The sequence below is a fragment of the Pseudosulfitobacter koreensis genome, from assembly GCF_024733015.1.
Classification (GTDB): domain Bacteria; phylum Pseudomonadota; class Alphaproteobacteria; order Rhodobacterales; family Rhodobacteraceae; genus Pseudosulfitobacter; species Pseudosulfitobacter koreensis.
In genome coordinates, this window is the sequence record NZ_JANKJG010000007.1 from 50,207 (window position 1) to 69,599 (window position 19,393).

Sequence of the window (19,393 nt, forward strand, 5' to 3'; positions counted from 1 at the left end):
GTGTGAAACGAAAAGCCCCGACCGTTTGAGGCGGCCGGGGCGGTGATCTGTCAGGCGGGAACCTGTTGCAGGGATTCGATCTGCGTCGAGGTTGCCGCTTCGGAGAAGGACGCGTCGGCCCCGTAGATGTCGCGGGCGGCTCCGACGGTCAGTTGCTCGGGCGTGCCGTCGAATACGACGCGTCCGTCGCGCATGCCGATCACCCGGTCGCAATAGCGGCGCGCGGTGTCCAGCGTGTGCAGGTTGCAGACGACCATGCGGCCGTCTTCTTCGTGGATGCGGCGCAGGGCCTCCATCACGACCTGGGCGTTCATCGGGTCGAGCGAGGCAATCGGCTCGTCCGCGAGAATGATCTTGGGGTCCTGCATCAGGGCTCGGGCGATGGCCACGCGCTGTTGCTGGCCACCCGACAGCGCCTCGGCGCGTTTCTGGGCGTGCTCTACGATGCCCAGACGGTCAAGGATGTCGATGGCGCGGTGTACGTCCGATGTGGGATAGAGGTTGAACATGGTCGCCATGGTCGAGCGGCGGTTGAGCGTGCCGTGCAGCACGTTCGACACCACGTCCATGCGCGGCACCAGGTTGAACTGCTGAAAGATCATCGCGCATTGCGACTGCCAGCGGCGGCGGGCGGCCCCGCGCAGGTGGGTCATGTCGTGACCCTCGACGGTGAAGCTGCCCGAGGAGCTGTCGGTCAGCCGGTTCAGCATCCGCAGCAGGGTCGATTTGCCGGCCCCCGACCGTCCGATGATCCCGATCATGCAAGAGCGCGTGACCGACAGCGTGACATTGTCCACGGCGGTATTCGCGCCGAAGGTTTTGGTCAGGTTCGTAATTTCCAGCATCTATGCCCCCAAGGCTTGTTGAGGGCCGACCTACGGTGTGCAGGATTCAGTTATGTTTCACTTTTGCGAAACTTCTGTGACAGGGGGCAGAGTGACAGCGACACAAAGGACGGCGCCTGATCGCCGTGCAAAAAGCACGCCTTCTGCAAAACGGGCCGGCAGGCGCTGCCCGGCGGTCGCATGTATTGAGTTCGGGCTTTGCAGCTTTTATCGGGTTGGTTTCAGACCGTGTGGAATGGAGATCATATGTCTATGTCGTCATAACAGTTCGACAATGCCCACACGTTTTCCAATTTGCCATGCAGATGAAATGTCTGATGAAACGCAGACTTCTTGCCAGCACTCCCACATGTCATCTGAAAATCCCACATCGTCAAAAATAACTAACGCGCCTGATTGGCTTATCTGCTTCACAAGCTCAAATTGAGCTAACACTACAGACTTCGTATGGATAGCATCGATTAGAGTGATCGTTGCTTTTGGGGCAACCAACGACAAGTTGTCCTCAAATTTCCCTGCTGTCAGTATGAATTGATCACTGACTGTCTCAAAGTTCTCGCGCGCGATAGAGCACCATAGTTCATTAGGCTCAAAACTGACCAAACGACCGTCTCCCGCAATGGCGAGACCTGCCAGCCAATACATACCGCTCGCACCGAAAGCTGCACCAAACTCTAATATGGTCTCCGGTCTCTTCTGTGCTGCCAGCCAAGCGTAAAACTGGCAAATTCCGCGGCCTGTTCTGACTTGAGATATGTTACGTTTCGACGCTGGGCCAGTGCTCTGAGCATAGTCTGGTATCTGATCGTAACCATGCCAGAGAGGCATTTTACCTTTCTTATCCGTTCTTGAAATCGCATCTTCGATTTTCAAGAACGTCGCTTTCTCGCTCGCTGCAAACTCCGCTTGATGCTTGTTGTAGCTTAATATCAGATCGTTATTGATACCATGGTCACCGCGCACATTTTTCAGGTTTAGTCTCAAGGCATTACTCCATATGGCGACTGTAATACTAAATAGACCTGTAGGCGGAAGTCGATGTCAAAAACGACCGTCTGTTGAACGGTTCAATCCGAAAGCAGACTTTGGGTCAAAGTCGGGCAAGGACTGCTAAGTCCCGCACAGCCGACCTTAATCCTGCAAGCGGCGAAGGTCGGCTTCATTGCCAGAGAGACTTTGCTACTCTGATGCAATCCGCATTCGTCCTACCCACGCCACGACAGAAGACGCTTTTCGATCAGCCCGATCGCGGTGCTGAGGATCACGCCCAGCACCGACAGGATCAGCACACCTGCGAACAATCGTTCCAGATCGTAAAGCGACCCCGCTTCGAGGATATAGGCGCCGATGCCGTATTCCGCGCCCAGCATCTCGGCGGCGACCAGCAGGATGATCGCGATGGCGAGCGAAATGCGCAGACCCGACAGGATGCCCGGCATGGCCCCCGGCAGCACGATCTTGCGCACGATGGAGAGCCACGACAGCCCGAAGCTTTGGCCCATGCGGATCAGCGTGCGGTCCACGTTGTCGACCGCGCCATAGGTGGCGACGACCGTGGGGGTGAAGGTTCCGAAGGCGATCAGCGCATATTTCGAGGTCTCGTCGATGCCGAACCAGATCACGAAGAGCGGCAGCAGCGCGATCTTGGGGATCGGGAACAGGGCCGCGACCAGCGGCACCAATCCGGCGCGCACGTATGAAAACAGGCCGATCAGGATGCCGACGCCGATGCCAAGGCTGGCGCCGAGGGCCGCGCCGACGGCCAGACGGCTGAGCGAGGGCAGCAGGTGTTTGAACAGCAGACCGCTTTGCCAAAGTTCGACAAATGTCGCGGCCACGTCCGAGGGGCGGGGCAGGGTCAGCGCCGAGATCCAGCCCGCACGCGTGCCCCATTCCATCACCAGCACCAGAACGACAAAGACCATGACGCCGACGCCGCGTCGTGCCGAAGGGGCAAAGCCGCCGCCGCGAAAGCGGACTTCTGTGGCTTGATCGGGTGTGTGGGATGTGTGGGACAGGGTGTCAGACATTCAAAAGCTCCGCATCGGCGGCGCGGGCTTCGTCGCGCATCAGGGTCCACAGGTGTTTCTGGACGGTTTCCAGATCGGGGTCGGCATAGCCGCGCTGGTCCAGCGGCTTGTCGATGTCGACCACTTCGCATATCTGGCCCGGACGGCGCGACAGCACCACGATCTTGTGGCCCAGCCGCACCGCTTCGGCAAGGTTGTGCGTGACGTAGACCGAGGTGAACGGCTGGCGCGTCCATAAGGCGACCAGATCGTCCATCAGCAATTCGCGGGTCTGGCTGTCCAGCGCGGACAGCGGCTCATCCATCAGCATCACGGCGGGGTTCACGGCCAGCGCGCGGGCGATGGCGACGCGCTGTTTCATGCCGCCCGACAGTTGCCGGGGCAGGGCGTCCGCGAAGTCGCTGAGTTTGGTGCGGGCCAGCACGTCGCTGATGATCGCGTCGGCGTCGCGCCCGCGAATGCCGTGGTCTTCCAGCACGAGGGAAATGTTGCCGCGCACCGAACGCCAGGGCAGCAGGGCAAAGTCCTGAAACACGAAGGTCAGCGGGTTCAGGCTGTTGGCGGGCGGCGTGCCCAGTTGCAGCACGCGGCCCGCATCGGGGCGTTCCAGCCCGCCGGTCAGGCGCAGCAGCGTGGACTTGCCGCAGCCCGACGGGCCGACCAGACAGACGATGCGGCCTGCCGGAATGTCCAGAGAGATGTCGCGCAACACTTCGGTGTCGCCATAGCTGTGGCTGATCGCGTCGAGGCGGATGTCCATGTGGGGTGTCCTTCGGTGTCGGCGACGGGCGATGAGGCCCGCCGCCAGTGGCGGGTCAGGCCTCGTAGGTGTCGACGTAGGAGGTGTCGACGAAGGTGTCGAGCGTGATGCCGGCATCGACCAGCCCCTCGGACTGGAACCACTCAAGCTGGTCGCGCAGCGAGGCCACGTTCATCTTGGCCCCTTCGTTCAGGCGCATGGTGCCGTTGATGATCGACGCCGACGCCTTTTCGATGGGCTGGTCGGTGTAGACATATTTGTGGATCAGCTCGACCATCTCCTGCTCGCCCGCGTCGCCGCCATCGCGCGCGATCATCGCGGCGTTGTAATCGGCCACGCCCTTGGAGAAGCCATTCAGGAACGCCTGCGTCTGGTCGCGCTGGTTGTCGGCATTGTCGGTCGAGGTGAAGACCGTGGTGACCTGGTAGTTCGGCAGATAGTCGGAAATGTCTCCGATCACGTGCACCGCACCGGACCCCGCCAGCGGTTTCGCGATGTGGGGCACGATGGACCACGCGTCGATCTGGCCGGATTTCAGCGCGCCGATGATCGCGCCGACCTTTTGCAGTGGCGTGAAGGACATCTCGATGCCTTCGGCCTGCGCGACCTTGGAGCCCATGTAGTGAAACGACGACCCGGCGGTCGAAATGCCGAATTTCTTGCCCGCGAGGCCCGCAGGCGAGGTCAGACCGGCCTGAAAGGCGGCGTCGGAGGCGAGGATCTTCTGCCCGTCGATTCCCGGCTCTTCGCTCAGACCGCCGCCGATCACCTTGACCGCGCCCTTGTCGGCCAGCGAGATCAGGCCGCCGGAAACGGCTGTCACCGCGTAATCGACATCGCCCGAGGCGATGGCCACGGCCATCGGCTGCGCCGCCTGGAAGAACCGCAGTTCGACGTCGAGGCCCGCCTCTTCGAAATAGCCACGCTCGACCGCGATGAAGCTGGCCGCATGCGAGGTGAAGCGCAAAGCGCCCACGACGATTTTCTGGTTCTGCGCGATGGCCGGTGCGGCAAGTCCGGTGGCGGCTGCGGCCCCGATCAGACCCATTGTCTGGCGGCGGTTGAAGTTGATCATCGTATCCTCCCTGATGTGCATGATCCGTTGGTTTGGCATTTCAGTGCGGCAACGGGGCGGATTTTTCAAGGGTGTCGGCTGGAAAAGCGGCTGGCATTGGGACATGGCGGAGGTTTGCAGCCTGTCACAAGTGCCGCTCATGAGCGCCCCCCGCGGTCGGGCGCTGCCCTTTGTTACGCTGGCGCGCGATGTCTGTGCCGGGCTATCAGGTGGCGACGTTCCCTATGAAAGGCTGCCCCCGATATGACCGCGTATCTTCTTCTTTTCGCGTCGGCGCTGGTGGCGGCGACCATCCTGCCGATGCAATCCGAGGCGGTTCTTGTGGGGCTGCTGGTGGCGGGTGACCATCCTGTCGCTTCGCTCATCCTCGTGGCGACGGTGGGCAATGTGCTGGGTTCCGTGATCAACTGGGTTCTGGGGCGCTATCTGCTGCGGTTCCGCGACAGGCGTTGGTTTCCGGCCTCGGACAGGCAGCTTGAGCGCGCGCAGGGCTGGTATCACCGTTATGGCCGTTGGTCTCTGCTGGGCAGTTGGCTGCCGCTGGTCGGTGATCCGCTGACCGTTGTCGCGGGGGTGATGCGCGAGCCGTTCTGGACGTTTTTCGCCTTGGTCACTGTCGCCAAGGCGGGGCGCTATCTGGCACTGGCGGCGCTGACGTTGGCGTGGATCTAGAAGGCAGGCTTGACTCCCACTGATGAATAGATCATCTCATCATACCAGTTGAGGATTTGAACGGGGGAGCGCGGCAAATGGCACAGAAACTGGCGTTGATGGGTGCGGGCGGCAAGATGGGCGTGCGCAGTGCGACGAACCTGCTGCAATCGGATTTCGAGGTGGCCCATGTCGAGATATCGGAGGCAGGCCGCGCGCGGCTGAAAGAGGCCATCGGCGTCGATTGCGTGCCCGTCGAGGAGGCGCTGAAAGGGGCTGATGTGGTGCTGCTGGCGGTGCCCGATACGGCGATCCGCGCGGTGGCGGCGTCGATCATCGACATGGTGCCTGCGGGCGCGATGGTGATCTGTCTGGATGCGGCGGGACCGTTTGCGGGGCATCTGCCCGAGCGTGAAGACGTCACATATTTCGTCACGCACCCCTGCCATCCGCCGATCTACAACGACGAGCAGACCGAAGCAGGCCGCAAGGACTACTTTGGCGGGATCGCCGCGCAACAGGGCATCGTCAACGCGCTGATGCAGGGGCCCGAAGAGCATTATGCCTTGGGCGAAAAGGTGGGCCGCGCGATCTATGCGCCGGTCGCGCGCAGTCACCGCGTGACGGTGGACCAGATGGCGCTGCTGGAGCCGGGGTTGTCCGAGACGGTCTGCGCGTCGCTTCTGGACGTGATGCGCGAGGCGATGGACGAAGTGGTGCGGCGCGGCGTGCCAAAGGAAGCGGCGCGGGATTTCCTGCTGGGACACATGAACATCCTGGGTGCCGTGATCTTCGAGGAGGTCGACGGCGTGTTCTCGGACGCCTGCAACAAGGCGATTACCTTCGGCAAGCCGATGCTGATGCGGGATGACTGGAAACGGGTGTTCGAGCCGGACGAGATCGCCGCCAGCATCCAGCGCATCACCTGATATGTCAGGCGCGGGGCTGCAATCCGGCGGACCGGTCAAGATGCGTGGCCATCTGCGCGACCGCCGCATCGCCGTCCTGTGCGTCGATGGCGGCGACGATCTGGCGGTGTTCGGCCAGCGTGGTGTCCTCGTGCCCGGACCAGCGCAGCAACGCGCCGTGGTTGTGGAAAATCCACTTCAGCATCGCGTCGGCCAGCGCCGTGATCACCGGGTTGCCCGCAATCGCGATGATACGCGCGTGAAAGGCTATGTCGGCGGCGACGAAATCATCTGGCCGGTCGCGCGCGGCGGATTGCATCGCGATCAGGTGGTGCAGGGCGTGCAGGTCGTCGTCCGACCGCCTGAGCGCCGCAACACGCACCAGGCCCAGCTCGAACATGCGCCGCGCGTCCTTGAGGTGATCCAGATTTTCGGGCGCGACCGACAGCAGGGTCTGTGCAATGCCGTCCAGCTGCGCCACGGCGCTTTGCGGGGTGATCGCGTTGACGCGGGTGCGCTCGCCGTGGCTGACGGTGATCAGCCCCATCTGGTGCAACGATTGCAACGCCTCGCGCACTACGGGGCGGCCGACGCCGAAACGGTCCATCAGCGCGCGCTCCGACGGCAGCGGATCGCCGGGCGCCACGGCACCCTTCACGATCATCGCGTGCAGGCGGTCGAACACCGCGTCCGACAGCTTGCGGCGGGGGATCGGGTCGGTGGGCGTGGACATGGCAGCTTTGGTTCCTTTGGTGCTGCAACTGGTATGATGAGATAAGCGATGGATGGTCAAGCCTTGGATGGTCCGGTGCTGGCGTGGCTGGGCGACGATTTCACGGGCGCTGCCGCGGTGATGGAGGTTCTGGCCTTTGCCGGGCTGCCCGTGGCGCTGTTCCTGCGGGTGCCGGATGCTGCGCGGCTGGCGCAGTTTCCGGGGCTGCGCGGCATCGGGATCGCCAGCATGGCACGCACGCGTGCGCCTGAATGGATGGATGCGGAACTGCCCGCGCTCTACGATGCACTGATTGCGACGGGGGCGGCGCTGGTTCAGTATAAAGTATGCTCGACACTGGATTCCGCGCCGCATGTGGGCAGCATCGGGCGCGCGATGCAGATCGGGCAGGCCCGTTTCGGCGGGGCGGTTCCGGTGGTGGTCGCCGCGCCGCAGATGCGGCGGTACCAATCGTTTGGCCATCTGTTCGCGGGCACCGATGCCGGGGTGTTCCGGCTGGACCGCCATCCGGTCATGGCGCGCCATCCGGTGACCCCGATGCACGAGGCCGACGTGGTGCGGCACCTGTCGGCGCAGACCGATATGGCGCTGAGCTGTCTGGACCTTGAGGCGCTGCACGATCCGGCGCGCGCCGATGCGGCGCTGGTTGCGGGGCAGGGCGTCACGGTGGACATGATGACCCCCGCAGACGAGATCGCGGTGGGGCGGCTGTTGTGGGAAAACCGCAGCGCGCACCGGTTCGTCGCGGGATCGCAAGGCGTTGCCTATGCTTTGGTCGCCTATTTCCGCGCGCAGGGATGGCTGCCTGCGGCGCAGCCGGTCGGGGGGCTGGGCGCGGTGGCGCGGATGGCGGTGGTGTCCGGCTCGGTGTCGCCGACGACGGCGGACCAGATCGCCTGGGCCTGCGGGAATGGGTTCGCAGGCATCGCCTTTGACGTGCTGGCGGCGTGCGGCGGCGGGCTGGCGGACGCCGAGGCTGCGGCGGTGCAGGCAGGCTTGGCCGCACTGGACGCAGGGCAGGTGCCGTTGATCTACACCGCCAGAGGGCCGGACGACCCGGTGGTCGCGGATTTGCGAGCGGCGGCGGGGGCGGATCTGCCTGCGGTGAACGACCGGATGGGTGCCGCTCTGGGTCGTGTGTTGCGCGCGTTGATCGAACGCGGCGGGCTATCCCGTGCGGTGGTGTCGGGTGGCGATACCTCGGGCCACGTCTGCGCCGCCTTGGGCATCGACGCGCTGACGGCACTGGCGCCGACGATCCCCGGTGCCGCGATCTGCCGCGCCCATGGGCCGGGCGCGATGGACGGGCTGCACCTGGCGCTGAAGGGCGGGCAGATGGGCAGCCGCGATTATTTCGGATGGGTCAGAGACGGAGGCGGCGCGCGATGACACGGTTGCAGGCGACATATCAGATTGAAAGTCCGGTGGGCGTGGCGCGCGCGGCGGAGGTGATCGCAGGCGAGCAGTCGACGGGCACGTTCGTGCGACTGGCATCGGAAACCGACGATCTGCGTGCGCGGTCGGCGGCACGGGTCGAGGCGGTCGAAGTTACAGGCGCGTCAGACCATCCAGCGCTGCCCTGCCGGTTGAAGGCCGCGCGCTACGAACAAGGGCGGATCACGCTAAGCTGGCCGGTGGACACCTTTGGGCCGTCGCTGCCGAACATCCTGGCGACGGTGGCGGGCAACCTGTTCGAGCTGGCGGAAGTGTCCGCGATAAGGTTGCTGTCGCTGGATATTCCCGACAGCATCGCCGCCGCCTGTCCGGGGCCGCAGTTCGGTGTTGCAGGCACGCGGGCGCTGGCCGGCGTGGATGCGGGCCCGATGATCGGCACCATCGTCAAGCCCAGCGTGGGGCTGAGCGCAGCACAGACGGCCACCCTGGCGGGCGATCTGGCGCGGGCGGGGATTGATTTCATCAAGGACGACGAATTGCAGGGCAACGGGCCTGCGTGCCCTCTGCCGGATCGGGCGCGGCTGGTGATGCAGGCGCTGGACGCCGCCGCGCAGGCGACGGGGCGCAAGGCGATGTATGCGTCCAACATCACCGACGAGATCACCCAGATGTGGCGGCATCTTGAACTGCTGGAGCGGCTGGGGGCCACCTGCGCGATGGTCTCGCTGAACTCGATCGGGCTGGCGGGGCTCAGGGCTGTGCGCGACCGCTCGCCCCTGCCGATCCATGCGCATCGCAACGGCTGGGGGCTGATGTCACGCTCGCCCCATATCGGGATCGCGTACCCCGCGATGCAAAAGCTGTGGCGGCTGGCAGGGGCGGATCATCTGCATGTGAACGGGCTGGCCAGCAAGTTCACCGAACCCGACGCCGTGGTGATCGAGGCGGCGCGCAGCGTTCAGGCGCCGGTGTCTGGCAGCCACGCGCACGCAGCGCTGCCGGTGTTTTCATCCGGCCAAACGCCCTGGCAGGTGGGTCCGACGCTGGCGGCGCTGGGCAATGACGATGCCCTGATCTGCGCGGGCGGCGGGATCATGAGCCATCCGGGCGGGCCTGCGGCGGGGATCACCGCCTTTCGCCAAGCAGCTGTGGCGCAGGCTGCGGGCGTGGACGTGCGAACCCATGCGGCGGATCATCCCGAGCTTGCGTCGGCGCTGGATGCCTTTCAGGGGGCGGTCAGCCGCAGTTGACACCGGCTGAAATTGCCGCGACACGTTGGTATACCAAATTGCACTTCAGGAGTTGCCCCATGTCTGCCATCCTTGCCGTCGGTCCCTATACCGAAGCCGAACGTGACGCGTTCATTGCGGAACTGCAACCGACGTTCATCGCCACGCGAACTGAGCTTGACGCGCTGGACGGGGCGTCCCGCGCCGCCGTCAAGGCCATCGCCTACAAGGGGCACCGGCCCTTCGGGCCCGAAGAGATGGACCAGTTCGAGAACCTGGGCGTTATCGCGAATTTCGGCGTGGGATACGATGCCATCGACGTGGGTGCGGCAAGCGCACGGGGCATCAAGGTGACCAACACGCCCGACGTGCTGAACGACGACGTGGCGGATCTGGCGATTGCGATGTGGCTGATGCAGGCGCGCGAAATGCGGCAGGCCGAGGCCTGGGTGCGTGACGGGTCGTGGGCCGAGAAGGGCGCGACGCCGCTGAACCGCAAGGTCAGCGGCGGCACCGTCGGGGTCATGGGCATGGGCCGCATCGGGCGTGACATCGCCGACCGTCTGGCCGCGTTCAAATGCGAGGTTCATTACCACGCCCGGTCGCAAAAGGACACGCCGGGCTGGACCTATCACGCCGATCCGGTGGAATTGGCGCGGGCCGTCGATTACCTGTTCGTCGCGCTGGTGGGCGGCCCCGAGACCGAAAACTACGTCTCGAAAGAGGTGATCGCGGCGCTGGGCGAGGCGGGCGTGATCATCAACATCTCGCGCGGCAGCACCATTGACGAAGAGGCGATGCTGGACGCGTTGGAAAGCGGTGCGATTGCGGGCGCCGGTCTGGACGTCTTCGTGGGCGAGCCCAAGGTGAACCCGCGTTTCCTGGCGCTGGACAACGTGGTGCTGCAACCGCACCAGGGCTCGGCCACCCACGCAACCCGCGCCGCGATGGCGAAGCTGCAGCGCGACAACGTGGCGGCGCATCTGGCGGGGCGGGAATTGCTGACGCCGGTGAATTGAGGGTTCTGAAACGGTTTGCCCGGCGGTCAGACGCCGGGCTTGTCATCCTCCAGATAATACCGCACGTTGTCCTCGAAGGATGCATCGGCCTCCAACCCCAGCGCCAGCGCCTTGTCGGCGTGGATGTCCCAGCGCCAGCCGGACACGATGGCTTGCACGTCCGGTTGCGCTTCCCAGCGGATCAGTTTGGCGGGCTCCGGTCCTGCCACGGCGGTCATCGCGGCGATGACCTGATCTATCGACCAGACCTTGCCCGGCATCTGCATCGCGCGGTTCTCGCCGATGGCAGCGGCGTCCAGTTCGGCGGCCTTCACCAGGTTTTCAGCGCATTTGCGCGGGCTGAGGTAATAGTGCAGGAAATCGCCCTCGACTGGGCAGACGGCGTCTTGCCCGTTCAGCGGTTCGCGCAGGATCGACGACATGAACGACGATGCGGCGCGGTTGGGTTTGCCCGGACGCACCGAGATCGTCGGCAGCCGGAACGCGCGCCCGTCGACATAGCCCTTGCGTGAATAATCGTTGATCAGGATTTCGCCGATGGCCTTTTGCCCGCCGTAGGAGGTTTGAGGGTTGGGATAGGTGTGATCGCCCAACGGGTTGCGCGCCTCGCCGCCATAGACCGCGATGGACGAGGTAAAGACCACGACCGGCTTGGTGCCCAAGGCGCGGCAGCGTTCCAGCACGTTGTAGGTGCCAAAGAGGTTGATCTGCATGCCTGCATCAAAGTCTTCCTCGGCGTGGGCCGAGACGATGGCCGCCAGCAGATAGATCACGTCGGTGTCCTCGGTCACGACGGAGGCGACCGAGGCTGCATCGGCGATGTCGCAGCGCGTGGTCTCGACCGCGAAAGGCGCGTCGACGGGGGCGGGGTCGACCACGTCGGCCAGCACGATGCGGCTGATGGCGGTGCCGCGCAGGGTGCCCTTGGTGGCGAGTGCCTTGGCCAGTTTCTGGCCCACGACACCGCCGCCGCCTATGATCAGAATGTTCATCGTTGTCTTCCTTTCGGTCATTTCGCCACTCCGGCGATCAGGGCGAGGGCCACGACGCCCAGCATCGCTGCGGCCATCGCATAGTTGATGCGGCGCTGGGCCGCGTCGGACAGGTTCAGCCGGTGCAGGCTGGCCCCGGCCCAGAGCCAGCCCAGATGGATCGGTATCCAGAAGGCGTTGACGATCAGCAGCTTGGTCACGGTTTCGAACAGCAGGCTGTAGGGCGCATAGGGGAAGCCCGCAAAGAGGGTGGTGTTGACGGCATAGGCCTTGGGGTTGATCGCCTGCAGCAGGATCCCCGCGCCGATGCCCGGTGCCGTGGCTGCGGCGATAAACGCGACCTTGCTGCCCGCGAAGGCGATGCGGGCGGCGAGGTAGAGCAGGTACAGGATCGACGCGCCCATCAGCACCCAGCGGATCACCGGCACGGCCAGGATCACCGCCGCCAGCCCCGAGATCACGCCGAAGGCCACGATGTTGGTGCCGATGAACAGTCCGCCAAGATAGCGCAGCCCCGCGCGAAACCCGTGGCCCGCGCCGATGCCTGCGGTCGACAGCACGCCGGGACCGGGGGTTATCAGCAGAAAGAACACCGCCAGGGTGAAGGCGATCATGCGCCGAACACCAACTGCACCTTCATCGCCTGCGACCGGTCTCCGGCCATGGCGAAGGCGTCGGTGAAGTCGGCCAGTGGATAGCTGTGGGTCAGCAGCGGGGTCACGTCGATCAGCCCCTGCTGCATCATCCGCACGGCGAGGGGGAAAGCTTCGTGAAAGCGGAACGAGCCCTTGATCGCCAGTTCCTTGGCGGTGATCTGCATCATCGGCAGGGACATATCGCCCGACAGGCCGAGCTGGATCACTTGCCCGCGCGGGCGCAGCGCACCGATGCCCGCGACCAGTGCGGCCTGTGCGCCCGAGCACTCGAAGAGCACATCGAGGCTGCCCTTGTAGATGGTGTAGGGCAGCAGCGCTTCTGGCTGGTCAGCGGTGTTCAGCGTGATGTCGGCTCCGGCGGTGCGAGCGATGTCCAGCACCGGGGCCGCGATGTCGGTCGCGATGATCTCGGCGGCCCCGGCGCGGCGCGCGGCGAGGATCACCAGGATACCGATGGGGCCGCAGCCGGTGACCAGCACGCGTTTGCCCAGCATGTCGCCCGCGCGGCCCACGGCGTGCAGGGCGACGGCCAGCGGTTCGGCCATCGCGGCCTGTGCCGCCGTCAGCCCTTTTGCAGGCACGCATTGGCTGGCGTCGGCGATCAGCGTGTCGCGAAAGGCGCCCTGGATGTGGGGGAAGGGCATGGCCGAGCCGTAAAACCGCATGTTCAGGCACTGGTTGTGCAGCCCGCGCTGGCACTGATCGCAGGTTCGGCAGGGGCGCGAGGGCGACACGGCGACCAGATCGCCGATGGCCAGTCCCTCCACACCTTCGCCCACGCCTTCGCCCACGGCGTCGATCACGCCCGACACCTCGTGGCCGAGGATCATCGGTTCGCGCAGGCGCACGGTGCCGAAACCGCCGTGGTTGTAATAATGCAGGTCGGACCCGCAGATGCCGCCGCGCTGCATCGCGATGCGCACCTCGCCTCTGGCGGGTGCGTCGGCGGGCACATCGGCCAACCTCAGGTCATGAGGGCCGTGGGCAAAGAGAGCTTGGGGCATCTTGGGGGGCCTTTCGGTGGTTCTTGCAACCGGGCGGGAATGGTATACCATTTCATCAAATGCGGATTCCGGCGGGGTGTCAATGGCACCGGCATGTCGGCAGGGGGGAAGAGATATGGAACTGTTCGATCTGAGCGGGCGCACGGCGCTGGTCACCGGCGCGTCGATGGGCATCGGGGCGGCGCTGGCGCGCGGGCTGGCCGAGGCGGGGGCCCGGGTGGTGCTGAACGCGCGCAACGCCGAACGGCTGGAGGACGCGGCGCAGGGTTTGCGGGATGCAGGGCACGACGTGGATACGCTGGTGTTCGACGTGACGGACGCGGATGCAGTGCGCGCGGCGGTGGACGGCTATGCGGCCGAGCGCCCGATTGATATTCTGGTGAACAACGCAGGCATGCAGCATCGCGGCCCGCTGGAGGATTTCGAGATCGATGCCTTTGACCGGTTGATGCGCACCAACGTGAACTCGGCATTCTATGTGGGGCAGGCCGTGGCGCGGCACATGATTGCACAAGGGCACGGGCGGATCATCAACATCGCCTCGGTGCAGACCGCTTTGGCCCGCCCCGGCATCGCGCCCTACACCGCGTCGAAGGGGGCGATCGCCAACCTGACCAAGGGCATGGCGACGGACTGGGCGCGCCACGGGCTGAACTGCAACGCCATCGCACCGGGATACTTCGAGACGCCGTTGAACGCGGCACTGGTGGCCGACCCCACCTTTACCGAATGGCTGGAGAAACGCACACCCGCAGGCCGCTGGGGCCGGGTCGAGGAACTGGTGGGGGCGGCGATCTTCCTGTCGTCCAAAGCATCCAGTTTCGTGAACGGACAGACGATTTTTGTGGATGGCGGCATCACCGCCAGCCTTTGATTTGAGAAAAGGACAAGACATGAGCAAGAGCACTATCGGTTTCATCGGCGTCGGCTTCATGGGGCACGGCATGGCCAAGAACCTGCTGCAGAACGGCTATCCTCTGCAGGTGAAGGGCAACCGCAACCGCACGCCGGTGGACAGTCTGGTCGGCATGGGTGCGACCGAGGCCGCCAGCCCGCGCGAGATGGCGCAGGCCTGCGACATCATCCATCTGTGCCTGTCGAACTCGGAGCAGGTCGAGGCGGCGTTTCGCGGCGAGAGCGGTATTCTGGCGGGCGCACGCGCGGGGCTGATCGTGATCGACACGACCACCGCCGATCCGACCTCGACCGCCGCGCTGGCCGAGGAGCTTGCCGCGAAGGGCGGCACATTGGTCGACGCGCCGCTGGGCCGCACGCCGAAGGAGGCCGAGGCCGGAACGCTGGACGCGATGGTGGGCTGCGACGCCGCGACCTTCGACAAGATCAAGCCGGTGCTGGACTGCTGGGCGGGCAACATCACCCACGTGGGCGAAACCGGCGCCGGGCACAAGATGAAGCTGCTGATGAACTTCATCTCGATGGGCTATGCCTCGCTTTATGCCGAGGCGACGGTGCTGGGGGCGGCGGTCGGCATTCCACCCGCAAAAGTGCGCCAGGTGATCGGATCGTCACGGCTGGCGAACGGTTTTTTCGACACGTTCATGACCTATGCCGTGGACCGCGAGGAGTTGCACAAGTTCACCATTTCCAATGCCGCCAAGGATCTGCGGTACGTGCATGCGATGGCCGACAGTGCCGGGGTGATGACGGTGATGGCAGCGGCGGCGAAACAGTATTTCGCCCATGTCGAGGCCAGCGGGAACGGGCAGGATTACGTGCCCAGGATCACCGACCACGTGGCGGCGCTGAACGGGATGGACATGGAGGAAGAGGCGAAGAAGGGGCGGGATTAGGTTTGCGGATTGGCGAAACATAGGGCAGCGCCCGCCCGTCGTGCTGAAAGCACGCCTACGGCGTGACGGGCGGTCGGGCGCTGCCTCTCACACATTGCAAAGCAATGTGTTGCCGGCAGGTGTTCGCTTTGCCAACACCGAGAGGCCGGCGGTGCTTCGCACCTTGATTCCGGGCTTGGTGCGCTGGGCTGGCGTAGTGTGGTGCTGATCGCAATTAGTCTTTCACCGCAGGATGCGTGCGCACGAACAGTCGCACATAGGTCAGTGCATTGGCGCGGGCCAGACAGCGTTCCTTTTGCAACGCGATCTGCGGGCCGCCCAGGTCTGATGTGGCCTTGGCCAGTTCCTCGATCCGGTCGCATTGGACCAGCGCGCTGATCACGTCGTATTTGGCTTCGATCCGGGCGACGGTCGTGGCGGTGTCCTCGGGCAAGGACCGCATGCGTTTGCCGATGGCGGCACCCCACTCCGCGCGAAGCTGCGCAAAGCAGGCGGTGCTGACGGCGGGCGTTTCCTGCGCGTTGTCCATGCAGGCGGCGTCCGGTGCATCCAGGCACAGCGCGGGGTCGGTGCCCTCTCTGACGGCGCCGGCAAGGCAGGCCTCGGCCCCTGCGACCTGTGCGCAAAGCGGCCCGCCAAGTGCGGCAAGGACCGCAGCACAGAGCAGAGATTTCATCGAGGCGGCCTTTCCTGCGCATTCTTCTTGCAAATGGTATACCAAGTTGCCACCCTGCGGCAAGCATCGAACGCAGGGAGAGACTTCATGCCATCCATCATCATCACGGGCGCCGGCAGCGGCGTCGGGCGCGCCACCGCACAGGCCTTTATCGCGGCGGGCTGGGATATCGGGCTGATCGGACGGCGCAAGGAGCCGCTTGAGGAAACCGCAGGCGACAGCGGCGCGCTGGTGCTGCCCTGCGACGTGACGGACGAGGACGCGGTCGAGACGGTCTTTGCCACGGCGGCGCAAAGCTGGGGGCGCATCGACGCGCTGTTCAACAACGCGGGCATGTCGCTGGGCGGCGCGCCGCTGGACGAGCTGGCGGTGTCGGACATTCGCAAACTGCTGGACGTGAACGTGCTGGGCGCATTCATCGCCGCGCGCGCGGCCTTTGGCCAGATGCGCAGGCAGGACCCGCAAGGCGGGCGCATCATCAACAACGGCTCGGTCAGCGCCTATGTGCCACGCTGGGGCTCGGCGCCCTACACGGCGTCGAAACATGCGGTGACGGGGCTGACGCGGACCATCTCGCTGGACGGGCGCAGGTTCAACATCGCCTGCGGGCAGATCGACATCGGCAATGCGCTGACCGACATGGCCGCGAAGATGACCCGCGGCGTGCCGCAGGCCGACGGGTCGAACGCGATCGAGCCGGTGATGGACGTGGCAAACGTGGCGTCCTCGGTGCTGCATATGGCCAGCCTGCCGCTGGATGCGAACGTGCAGTTCATGACCGTGATGGCGACGAACATGCCCTACATCGGGCGCGGCTGATGGCTGCGGGGGCCGTGGCCATCTTCGGGCTGGGTGCGATGGGCGGCGGCATGGCGGGATCGCTGTTGCGCGCCGGTCTGGTGACGCACGGGTTCGACGTGAACGCGGACGCCGTGGCGCGGTTTCGCGCGGCAGGCGGGGCAGAGGGCACGCTGGAAGAGGTCGCAGGGACGCTGGACGCGGTCGTGATCGTGGTGGTGAATGCCGCCCAGACCGAGGACGTGCTGTTCGGGCCGGATGGCATCGCGGACAAGCTGGCGGCTGGTACTGCTGTGGTGGCCTGCGCCACGGTCTCGCCCGAGTTTGCGCGCGACATGGGCGCACGCTGTGCGGCATTGGGGCTGGAATACCTGGATGCGCCGGTTTCCGGCGGCACGATCCGCGCGGCGGAGGGGAAGTTGTCGATCCTCGCGTCGGGATCGCAGGCGGCCTTTGCCCGCGCGCGGCCCGCGCTGGCGGCAATGGCCGAAAAGGTGTTCGAACTGGGTGATCAGGTCGGCGCGGGGTCGTCGATGAAGGCGGTGAACCAGATGCTGGTGGGCATCCACATCGCGGCGATGGCCGAGGCGATGACCTTCGGCATGACCCAAGGGATCGAGCCCGATCAGTTCCTCGAGGTGATATCGCAATGCGCGGGCACATCCTGGGCGCTGGAAAGCCGGGGGCCGCACGTGCGCGACGGGGATTACACGCCGCTGAGTGCTGTGGACATCTGGCCCAAGGATCTGGGTATCGTCCTCGATATCGCGCAATCCGCGAAGTTCGGCGCGCCGGTCACGGCGGCGGCCCTGCAGCAGTGGCTGGCGGCGTCGGGGTCAGGTCTGGGCCGCGAGGATGACGCGGCGCTGGCCAAGGTATATGCGCGCAACGCGGGGCTGACATTGCCGGGGGAGGCATGAGCACGCTTCTGGGCGCGATTGCCGACGATTTCACCGGGGCGACGGATCTGGCCGGATTGCTGGCCCGCAGCGGAGCGCGTGTCTCGTTGCGCATCGGCGTGCCGGAGGGGCCGGTCGAGGATGCCGCCCCCTTCGAGGTGATCGCGCTGAAGATCCGCACGGCCCCGGTGGCCGAGGCGGTGGCGCAGGCGCGCGCGGCGCATGGATGGCTGGCGCAGGCGGGGGCCGCGCGGTTCTTCTGGAAATATTGCTCGACCTTCGATTCCACCGCCGATGGCAATATCGGCCCCGTGGCCGAGGCATTGATGGAGGCGACGGGGGCCAAGCAGACGATTTATTGTCCGGCCTTCCCCGAAAACGGGCGCACGGTCTTTATGGGCAATCTCTTTGTCGGTCAGGTGCCGCTGTCCGAGAGCCCGATGAAGGACCATCCGCTGACCCCGATGCGCGACAGCAATCTGGTGCGGCTGCTGCTGCCGCAGGTCACGCGCGACGTGGGGCTGGTGGACCGCCTGTGCGTGGCGCGTGGTGCGGATGCGGTGCGCAGCGCGCTGGCGCAGGCGGCGCCGCATGTGGTGGTGGACGCGGTGGCCGACAGTGACCTGCACGTGATCGCAGAGGCTTGCCGCGACGCCGTGCTGATGACGGGCGGCAGTGCGTTGGCGATGCCCTTGCCGGGTCTCTACCGTGCGGCAGGGCTGTTGCAGGATGGCGGTGCGGCGGCGGCGTGGCGCGCGCCACGAGGTCCCGCGCTGGTGCTGTCGGGGTCCTGTTCTGCGATAACGCAGGCGCAGGTGGCGCGTTATGCCGCCCACAATCCAAGCTATCGGCTCGATCCCGTGGCCTTGGTGCAAGGCGGGGTGCAGCCGGTGCTGGACTGGCTGGCCGCGCAATCGGGCGCGCCGCTGATTTACGCCACGGCCGCGCCCGAGATGGTGCGCGCGGCGCAGGATACGTTGGGCCGGGACAAAGCCGGTGCCGTGGTCGAGGAGGCGCTGGGCGACATCGCCATTGCCGCGCGGGACGCGGGCACGCGGCGGTTCATCGTGGCGGGCGGCGAAAGCTCGGGCGCCGTGACGCAGGCGCTGGGAGTGGCACGGCTGGACGTCGGCCCCGAAATTGCACCCGGCGTGCCGTGGTGCGCGGCCCCAAGCGGCGGGCAGCAGATCGCGCTGGCGCTGAAGTCGGGCAATTTCGGCACGGAAGACTTCTTTGCCGCCGCATTGGGAAAGCTGGACACATGAGCGCCGATACCGCCCTGCGCGAGCTGATCTGCACGCTGGCCAAATCGCTTTATGATCGCGGTCTGACGGGTGGCTCGTCAGGCAACATCTCGGCACGCACGGACGATGGCGGATTGCTGGTGACGCCGACGGGGTCCAGCTTTGGCAGGCTGGACCCCGCGCGACTGTCGCTCTTCGACGCACAGGGCGTGCATGTGGGCGGCGACAAGCCCACCAAGGAAATGCCGCTGCATTCGGCTTTCTACGAGACGCGCAGCACGGCGGGGGCCGTGGTGCATCTGCATGCGTGCCACTCCGTCGCGCTGTCGATGCTCGAGGATGTGGACCCCGACAATTTCCTGCCGCCGCTCACGCCCTATGCGATCATGAAGCTGGGCAAGGTCGCGCTGCTGCCCGTCTTCCTGCCCGGAGATCCGGCAATGGGCGACGCGGTGCGCGGGCTGGCGGGCAAACGGTCTGCGGTGATGCTGGCCAATCACGGGCCGGTGGTGGCGGGGCGCGATGTGGAAGCGGCCTGTTATGCCATTGAAGAGCTGGAAGACACCGCGCGGCTGGCCTTGCTGACGCATGGGATGAAGCGGCGACCGCTGAGTGCGGCGCAAGTTCAGGATATCGTCACGCGTTTCGACGTGGAATGGGAGTAGCGC

At 65.5% G+C, this 19,393-nt stretch carries 21 protein-coding genes; 11 read left to right on the forward strand and 10 right to left on the reverse strand.

Going from position 1 to position 19,393, the window contains the following annotated elements; translation table 11 throughout:
* Positions 1-50: 50 nt before the first annotated feature.
* The 5 genes from phnC to NTA49_RS10705 form a co-directional block, all read right to left on the reverse strand.
* On the reverse strand, positions 51-845 hold the full coding sequence (gene phnC, locus NTA49_RS10685; protein ID WP_258294748.1) for a phosphonate ABC transporter ATP-binding protein: 795 nt from the start codon (positions 843-845) through the stop codon (positions 51-53).
* Positions 846-1,103: 258 nt separating this feature from the next.
* Positions 1,104-1,829 carry an O-methyltransferase gene (locus NTA49_RS10690; RefSeq protein ID WP_258294749.1) on the reverse strand — a complete coding sequence of 242 codons (726 nt, stop codon included), beginning with the start codon at positions 1,827-1,829 and terminating at the stop codon, positions 1,104-1,106.
* A 221-nt stretch (positions 1,830-2,050) separates the two neighbouring features.
* Positions 2,051-2,875, reverse strand: a complete 825-nt coding sequence (locus tag NTA49_RS10695; protein ID WP_258294751.1) for an ABC transporter permease — start codon at positions 2,873-2,875, stop codon at positions 2,051-2,053.
* Positions 2,868-3,635, reverse strand: coding sequence for an ABC transporter ATP-binding protein (locus NTA49_RS10700; RefSeq protein ID WP_258294752.1), 768 nt, complete (start codon positions 3,633-3,635; stop codon positions 2,868-2,870). The genes NTA49_RS10695 and NTA49_RS10700 overlap by 8 nt, the downstream gene beginning before the upstream one ends.
* A 55-nt stretch (positions 3,636-3,690) precedes the next feature.
* On the reverse strand, positions 3,691-4,710 hold the full coding sequence (locus NTA49_RS10705; protein ID WP_261368268.1) for an ABC transporter substrate-binding protein: 1,020 nt from the start codon (positions 4,708-4,710) through the stop codon (positions 3,691-3,693).
* A gap of 243 nt (positions 4,711-4,953) precedes the next feature.
* Here NTA49_RS10705 and NTA49_RS10710 point away from each other — a divergent pair, with 243 nt between their 5' ends.
* Both NTA49_RS10710 and NTA49_RS10715 read left to right on the forward strand, forming a co-directional pair.
* Entirely contained in the window at positions 4,954-5,382 is a 429-nt protein-coding gene (locus NTA49_RS10710) for a YqaA family protein (protein WP_258294754.1), read from the forward strand.
* Positions 5,383-5,459: 77 nt separating this feature from the next.
* Complete coding sequence (locus NTA49_RS10715; RefSeq protein ID WP_258294755.1) at positions 5,460-6,290, forward strand: phosphogluconate dehydrogenase C-terminal domain-containing protein; 831 nt, start codon at positions 5,460-5,462, stop codon at positions 6,288-6,290.
* Positions 6,291-6,294: 4 nt separating this feature from the next.
* Here NTA49_RS10715 and nanR read toward each other — a convergent pair whose 3' ends face one another.
* Positions 6,295-7,002: a transcriptional regulator NanR gene (gene nanR / locus NTA49_RS10720; protein WP_258294756.1), complete on the reverse strand. Its 708-nt coding sequence runs from the start codon at positions 7,000-7,002 to the stop codon at positions 6,295-6,297.
* A gap of 48 nt (positions 7,003-7,050) precedes the next feature.
* Between nanR and NTA49_RS10725 the strand changes: the two genes are divergently transcribed.
* From NTA49_RS10725 to NTA49_RS10735, 3 genes are read left to right on the forward strand one after another with little or no spacing between them, the layout of a single operon-like run.
* Positions 7,051-8,391: a four-carbon acid sugar kinase family protein gene (locus NTA49_RS10725; RefSeq protein ID WP_258294757.1), complete on the forward strand. Its 1,341-nt coding sequence runs from the start codon at positions 7,051-7,053 to the stop codon at positions 8,389-8,391.
* A complete protein-coding gene (locus NTA49_RS10730) occupies positions 8,388-9,647 on the forward strand; it encodes a ribulose-bisphosphate carboxylase large subunit family protein (protein WP_258294758.1) in 1,260 nt (419 codons plus the stop codon). Before NTA49_RS10725 ends, NTA49_RS10730 begins: the two co-directional genes overlap by 4 nt.
* Before the next feature lie 59 nt (positions 9,648-9,706).
* Positions 9,707-10,645, forward strand: a complete 939-nt coding sequence (locus NTA49_RS10735) for a 2-hydroxyacid dehydrogenase (RefSeq protein ID WP_258294759.1) — start codon at positions 9,707-9,709, stop codon at positions 10,643-10,645.
* Between the two features lie 26 nt (positions 10,646-10,671).
* Here NTA49_RS10735 and denD read toward each other — a convergent pair whose 3' ends face one another.
* From denD to NTA49_RS10750, 3 genes are read right to left on the reverse strand one after another with little or no spacing between them, the layout of a single operon-like run.
* A complete protein-coding gene (gene denD, locus NTA49_RS10740) occupies positions 10,672-11,637 on the reverse strand; it encodes a D-erythronate dehydrogenase (RefSeq protein ID WP_258294760.1) in 966 nt (321 codons plus the stop codon).
* Between the two features lie 17 nt (positions 11,638-11,654).
* Positions 11,655-12,251 (reverse strand): LysE family translocator, encoded by a 597-nt coding sequence (locus NTA49_RS10745; protein WP_258294761.1) that lies wholly within the window; start codon positions 12,249-12,251, stop codon positions 11,655-11,657.
* Positions 12,248-13,297: an L-idonate 5-dehydrogenase gene (locus NTA49_RS10750; protein WP_258294762.1), complete on the reverse strand. Its 1,050-nt coding sequence runs from the start codon at positions 13,295-13,297 to the stop codon at positions 12,248-12,250. Before NTA49_RS10750 ends, NTA49_RS10745 begins: the two co-directional genes overlap by 4 nt.
* Before the next feature lie 115 nt (positions 13,298-13,412).
* On the opposite strand from NTA49_RS10750, the gene NTA49_RS10755 reads away from it, so the two are divergent.
* Together NTA49_RS10755 and NTA49_RS10760 are read left to right on the forward strand one after the other, a co-directional pair.
* Entirely contained in the window at positions 13,413-14,171 is a 759-nt protein-coding gene (locus tag NTA49_RS10755) for an SDR family oxidoreductase (protein WP_258294763.1), read from the forward strand.
* A 19-nt stretch (positions 14,172-14,190) separates the two neighbouring features.
* Positions 14,191-15,108, forward strand: a complete 918-nt coding sequence (locus NTA49_RS10760; protein ID WP_258294765.1) for an NAD(P)-dependent oxidoreductase — start codon at positions 14,191-14,193, stop codon at positions 15,106-15,108.
* Positions 15,109-15,322: 214 nt separating this feature from the next.
* Here the strand turns inward: NTA49_RS10760 and NTA49_RS10765 are convergent, their stop codons facing one another.
* Complete coding sequence (locus NTA49_RS10765) at positions 15,323-15,784, reverse strand: hypothetical protein (RefSeq protein ID WP_258294766.1); 462 nt, start codon at positions 15,782-15,784, stop codon at positions 15,323-15,325.
* A gap of 87 nt (positions 15,785-15,871) precedes the next feature.
* Between NTA49_RS10765 and NTA49_RS10770 the strand changes: the two genes are divergently transcribed.
* Genes NTA49_RS10770 through otnC form a run of 4 tightly spaced genes read left to right on the forward strand, consistent with a single transcriptional unit; the run spans position 15,872 to position 19,390 of the window.
* Positions 15,872-16,603: an SDR family oxidoreductase gene (locus tag NTA49_RS10770; RefSeq protein WP_258294767.1), complete on the forward strand. Its 732-nt coding sequence runs from the start codon at positions 15,872-15,874 to the stop codon at positions 16,601-16,603.
* On the forward strand, positions 16,603-17,502 hold the full coding sequence (gene ltnD, locus NTA49_RS10775) for an L-threonate dehydrogenase (protein ID WP_258294768.1): 900 nt from the start codon (positions 16,603-16,605) through the stop codon (positions 17,500-17,502). The genes NTA49_RS10770 and ltnD overlap by 1 nt, the downstream gene beginning before the upstream one ends.
* Entirely contained in the window at positions 17,499-18,746 is a 1,248-nt protein-coding gene (gene otnK / locus NTA49_RS10780) for a 3-oxo-tetronate kinase (RefSeq protein WP_258294769.1), read from the forward strand. The genes ltnD and otnK overlap by 4 nt, the downstream gene beginning before the upstream one ends.
* Positions 18,743-19,390: a 3-oxo-tetronate 4-phosphate decarboxylase gene (gene otnC / locus NTA49_RS10785; protein ID WP_258294770.1), complete on the forward strand. Its 648-nt coding sequence runs from the start codon at positions 18,743-18,745 to the stop codon at positions 19,388-19,390. Before otnK ends, otnC begins: the two co-directional genes overlap by 4 nt.
* Positions 19,391-19,393: the final 3 nt, after the last annotated feature.

What these genes read in the sequence shown, in the direction of transcription:
- NTA49_RS10770 (WP_258294767.1), top strand. Translation starts at nt 15,872, where the DNA reads ATGCCATCCATCATCATCACGGGCGCCGGCAGCGGCGTCGGGCGCGCC.
- NTA49_RS10710 (WP_258294754.1), top strand. Translation starts at nt 4,954, where the DNA reads ATGACCGCGTATCTTCTTCTTTTCGCGTCGGCGCTGGTGGCGGCGACC.
- NTA49_RS10735 (WP_258294759.1), top strand. Translation starts at nt 9,707, where the DNA reads ATGTCTGCCATCCTTGCCGTCGGTCCCTATACCGAAGCCGAACGTGAC.
- phnC (WP_258294748.1), bottom strand. Translation starts at nt 845, where the DNA reads ATGCTGGAAATTACGAACCTGACCAAAACCTTCGGCGCGAATACCGCC.
- otnC (WP_258294770.1), top strand. Translation starts at nt 18,743, where the DNA reads ATGAGCGCCGATACCGCCCTGCGCGAGCTGATCTGCACGCTGGCCAAA.
- denD (WP_258294760.1), bottom strand. Translation starts at nt 11,637, where the DNA reads ATGAACATTCTGATCATAGGCGGCGGCGGTGTCGTGGGCCAGAAACTG.
- NTA49_RS10715 (WP_258294755.1), top strand. Translation starts at nt 5,460, where the DNA reads ATGGCACAGAAACTGGCGTTGATGGGTGCGGGCGGCAAGATGGGCGTG.
- NTA49_RS10755 (WP_258294763.1), top strand. Translation starts at nt 13,413, where the DNA reads ATGGAACTGTTCGATCTGAGCGGGCGCACGGCGCTGGTCACCGGCGCG.
- NTA49_RS10705 (WP_261368268.1), bottom strand. Translation starts at nt 4,710, where the DNA reads ATGATCAACTTCAACCGCCGCCAGACAATGGGTCTGATCGGGGCCGCA.
- NTA49_RS10760 (WP_258294765.1), top strand. Translation starts at nt 14,191, where the DNA reads ATGAGCAAGAGCACTATCGGTTTCATCGGCGTCGGCTTCATGGGGCAC.
- ltnD (WP_258294768.1), top strand. Translation starts at nt 16,603, where the DNA reads ATGGCTGCGGGGGCCGTGGCCATCTTCGGGCTGGGTGCGATGGGCGGC.
- NTA49_RS10700 (WP_258294752.1), bottom strand. Translation starts at nt 3,635, where the DNA reads ATGGACATCCGCCTCGACGCGATCAGCCACAGCTATGGCGACACCGAA.
- NTA49_RS10725 (WP_258294757.1), top strand. Translation starts at nt 7,051, where the DNA reads ATGGATGGTCAAGCCTTGGATGGTCCGGTGCTGGCGTGGCTGGGCGAC.
- NTA49_RS10745 (WP_258294761.1), bottom strand. Translation starts at nt 12,251, where the DNA reads ATGATCGCCTTCACCCTGGCGGTGTTCTTTCTGCTGATAACCCCCGGT.
- NTA49_RS10750 (WP_258294762.1), bottom strand. Translation starts at nt 13,297, where the DNA reads ATGCCCCAAGCTCTCTTTGCCCACGGCCCTCATGACCTGAGGTTGGCC.
- otnK (WP_258294769.1), top strand. Translation starts at nt 17,499, where the DNA reads ATGAGCACGCTTCTGGGCGCGATTGCCGACGATTTCACCGGGGCGACG.
- NTA49_RS10765 (WP_258294766.1), bottom strand. Translation starts at nt 15,784, where the DNA reads ATGAAATCTCTGCTCTGTGCTGCGGTCCTTGCCGCACTTGGCGGGCCG.
- nanR (WP_258294756.1), bottom strand. Translation starts at nt 7,002, where the DNA reads ATGTCCACGCCCACCGACCCGATCCCCCGCCGCAAGCTGTCGGACGCG.
- NTA49_RS10695 (WP_258294751.1), bottom strand. Translation starts at nt 2,875, where the DNA reads ATGTCTGACACCCTGTCCCACACATCCCACACACCCGATCAAGCCACA.
- NTA49_RS10730 (WP_258294758.1), top strand. Translation starts at nt 8,388, where the DNA reads ATGACACGGTTGCAGGCGACATATCAGATTGAAAGTCCGGTGGGCGTG.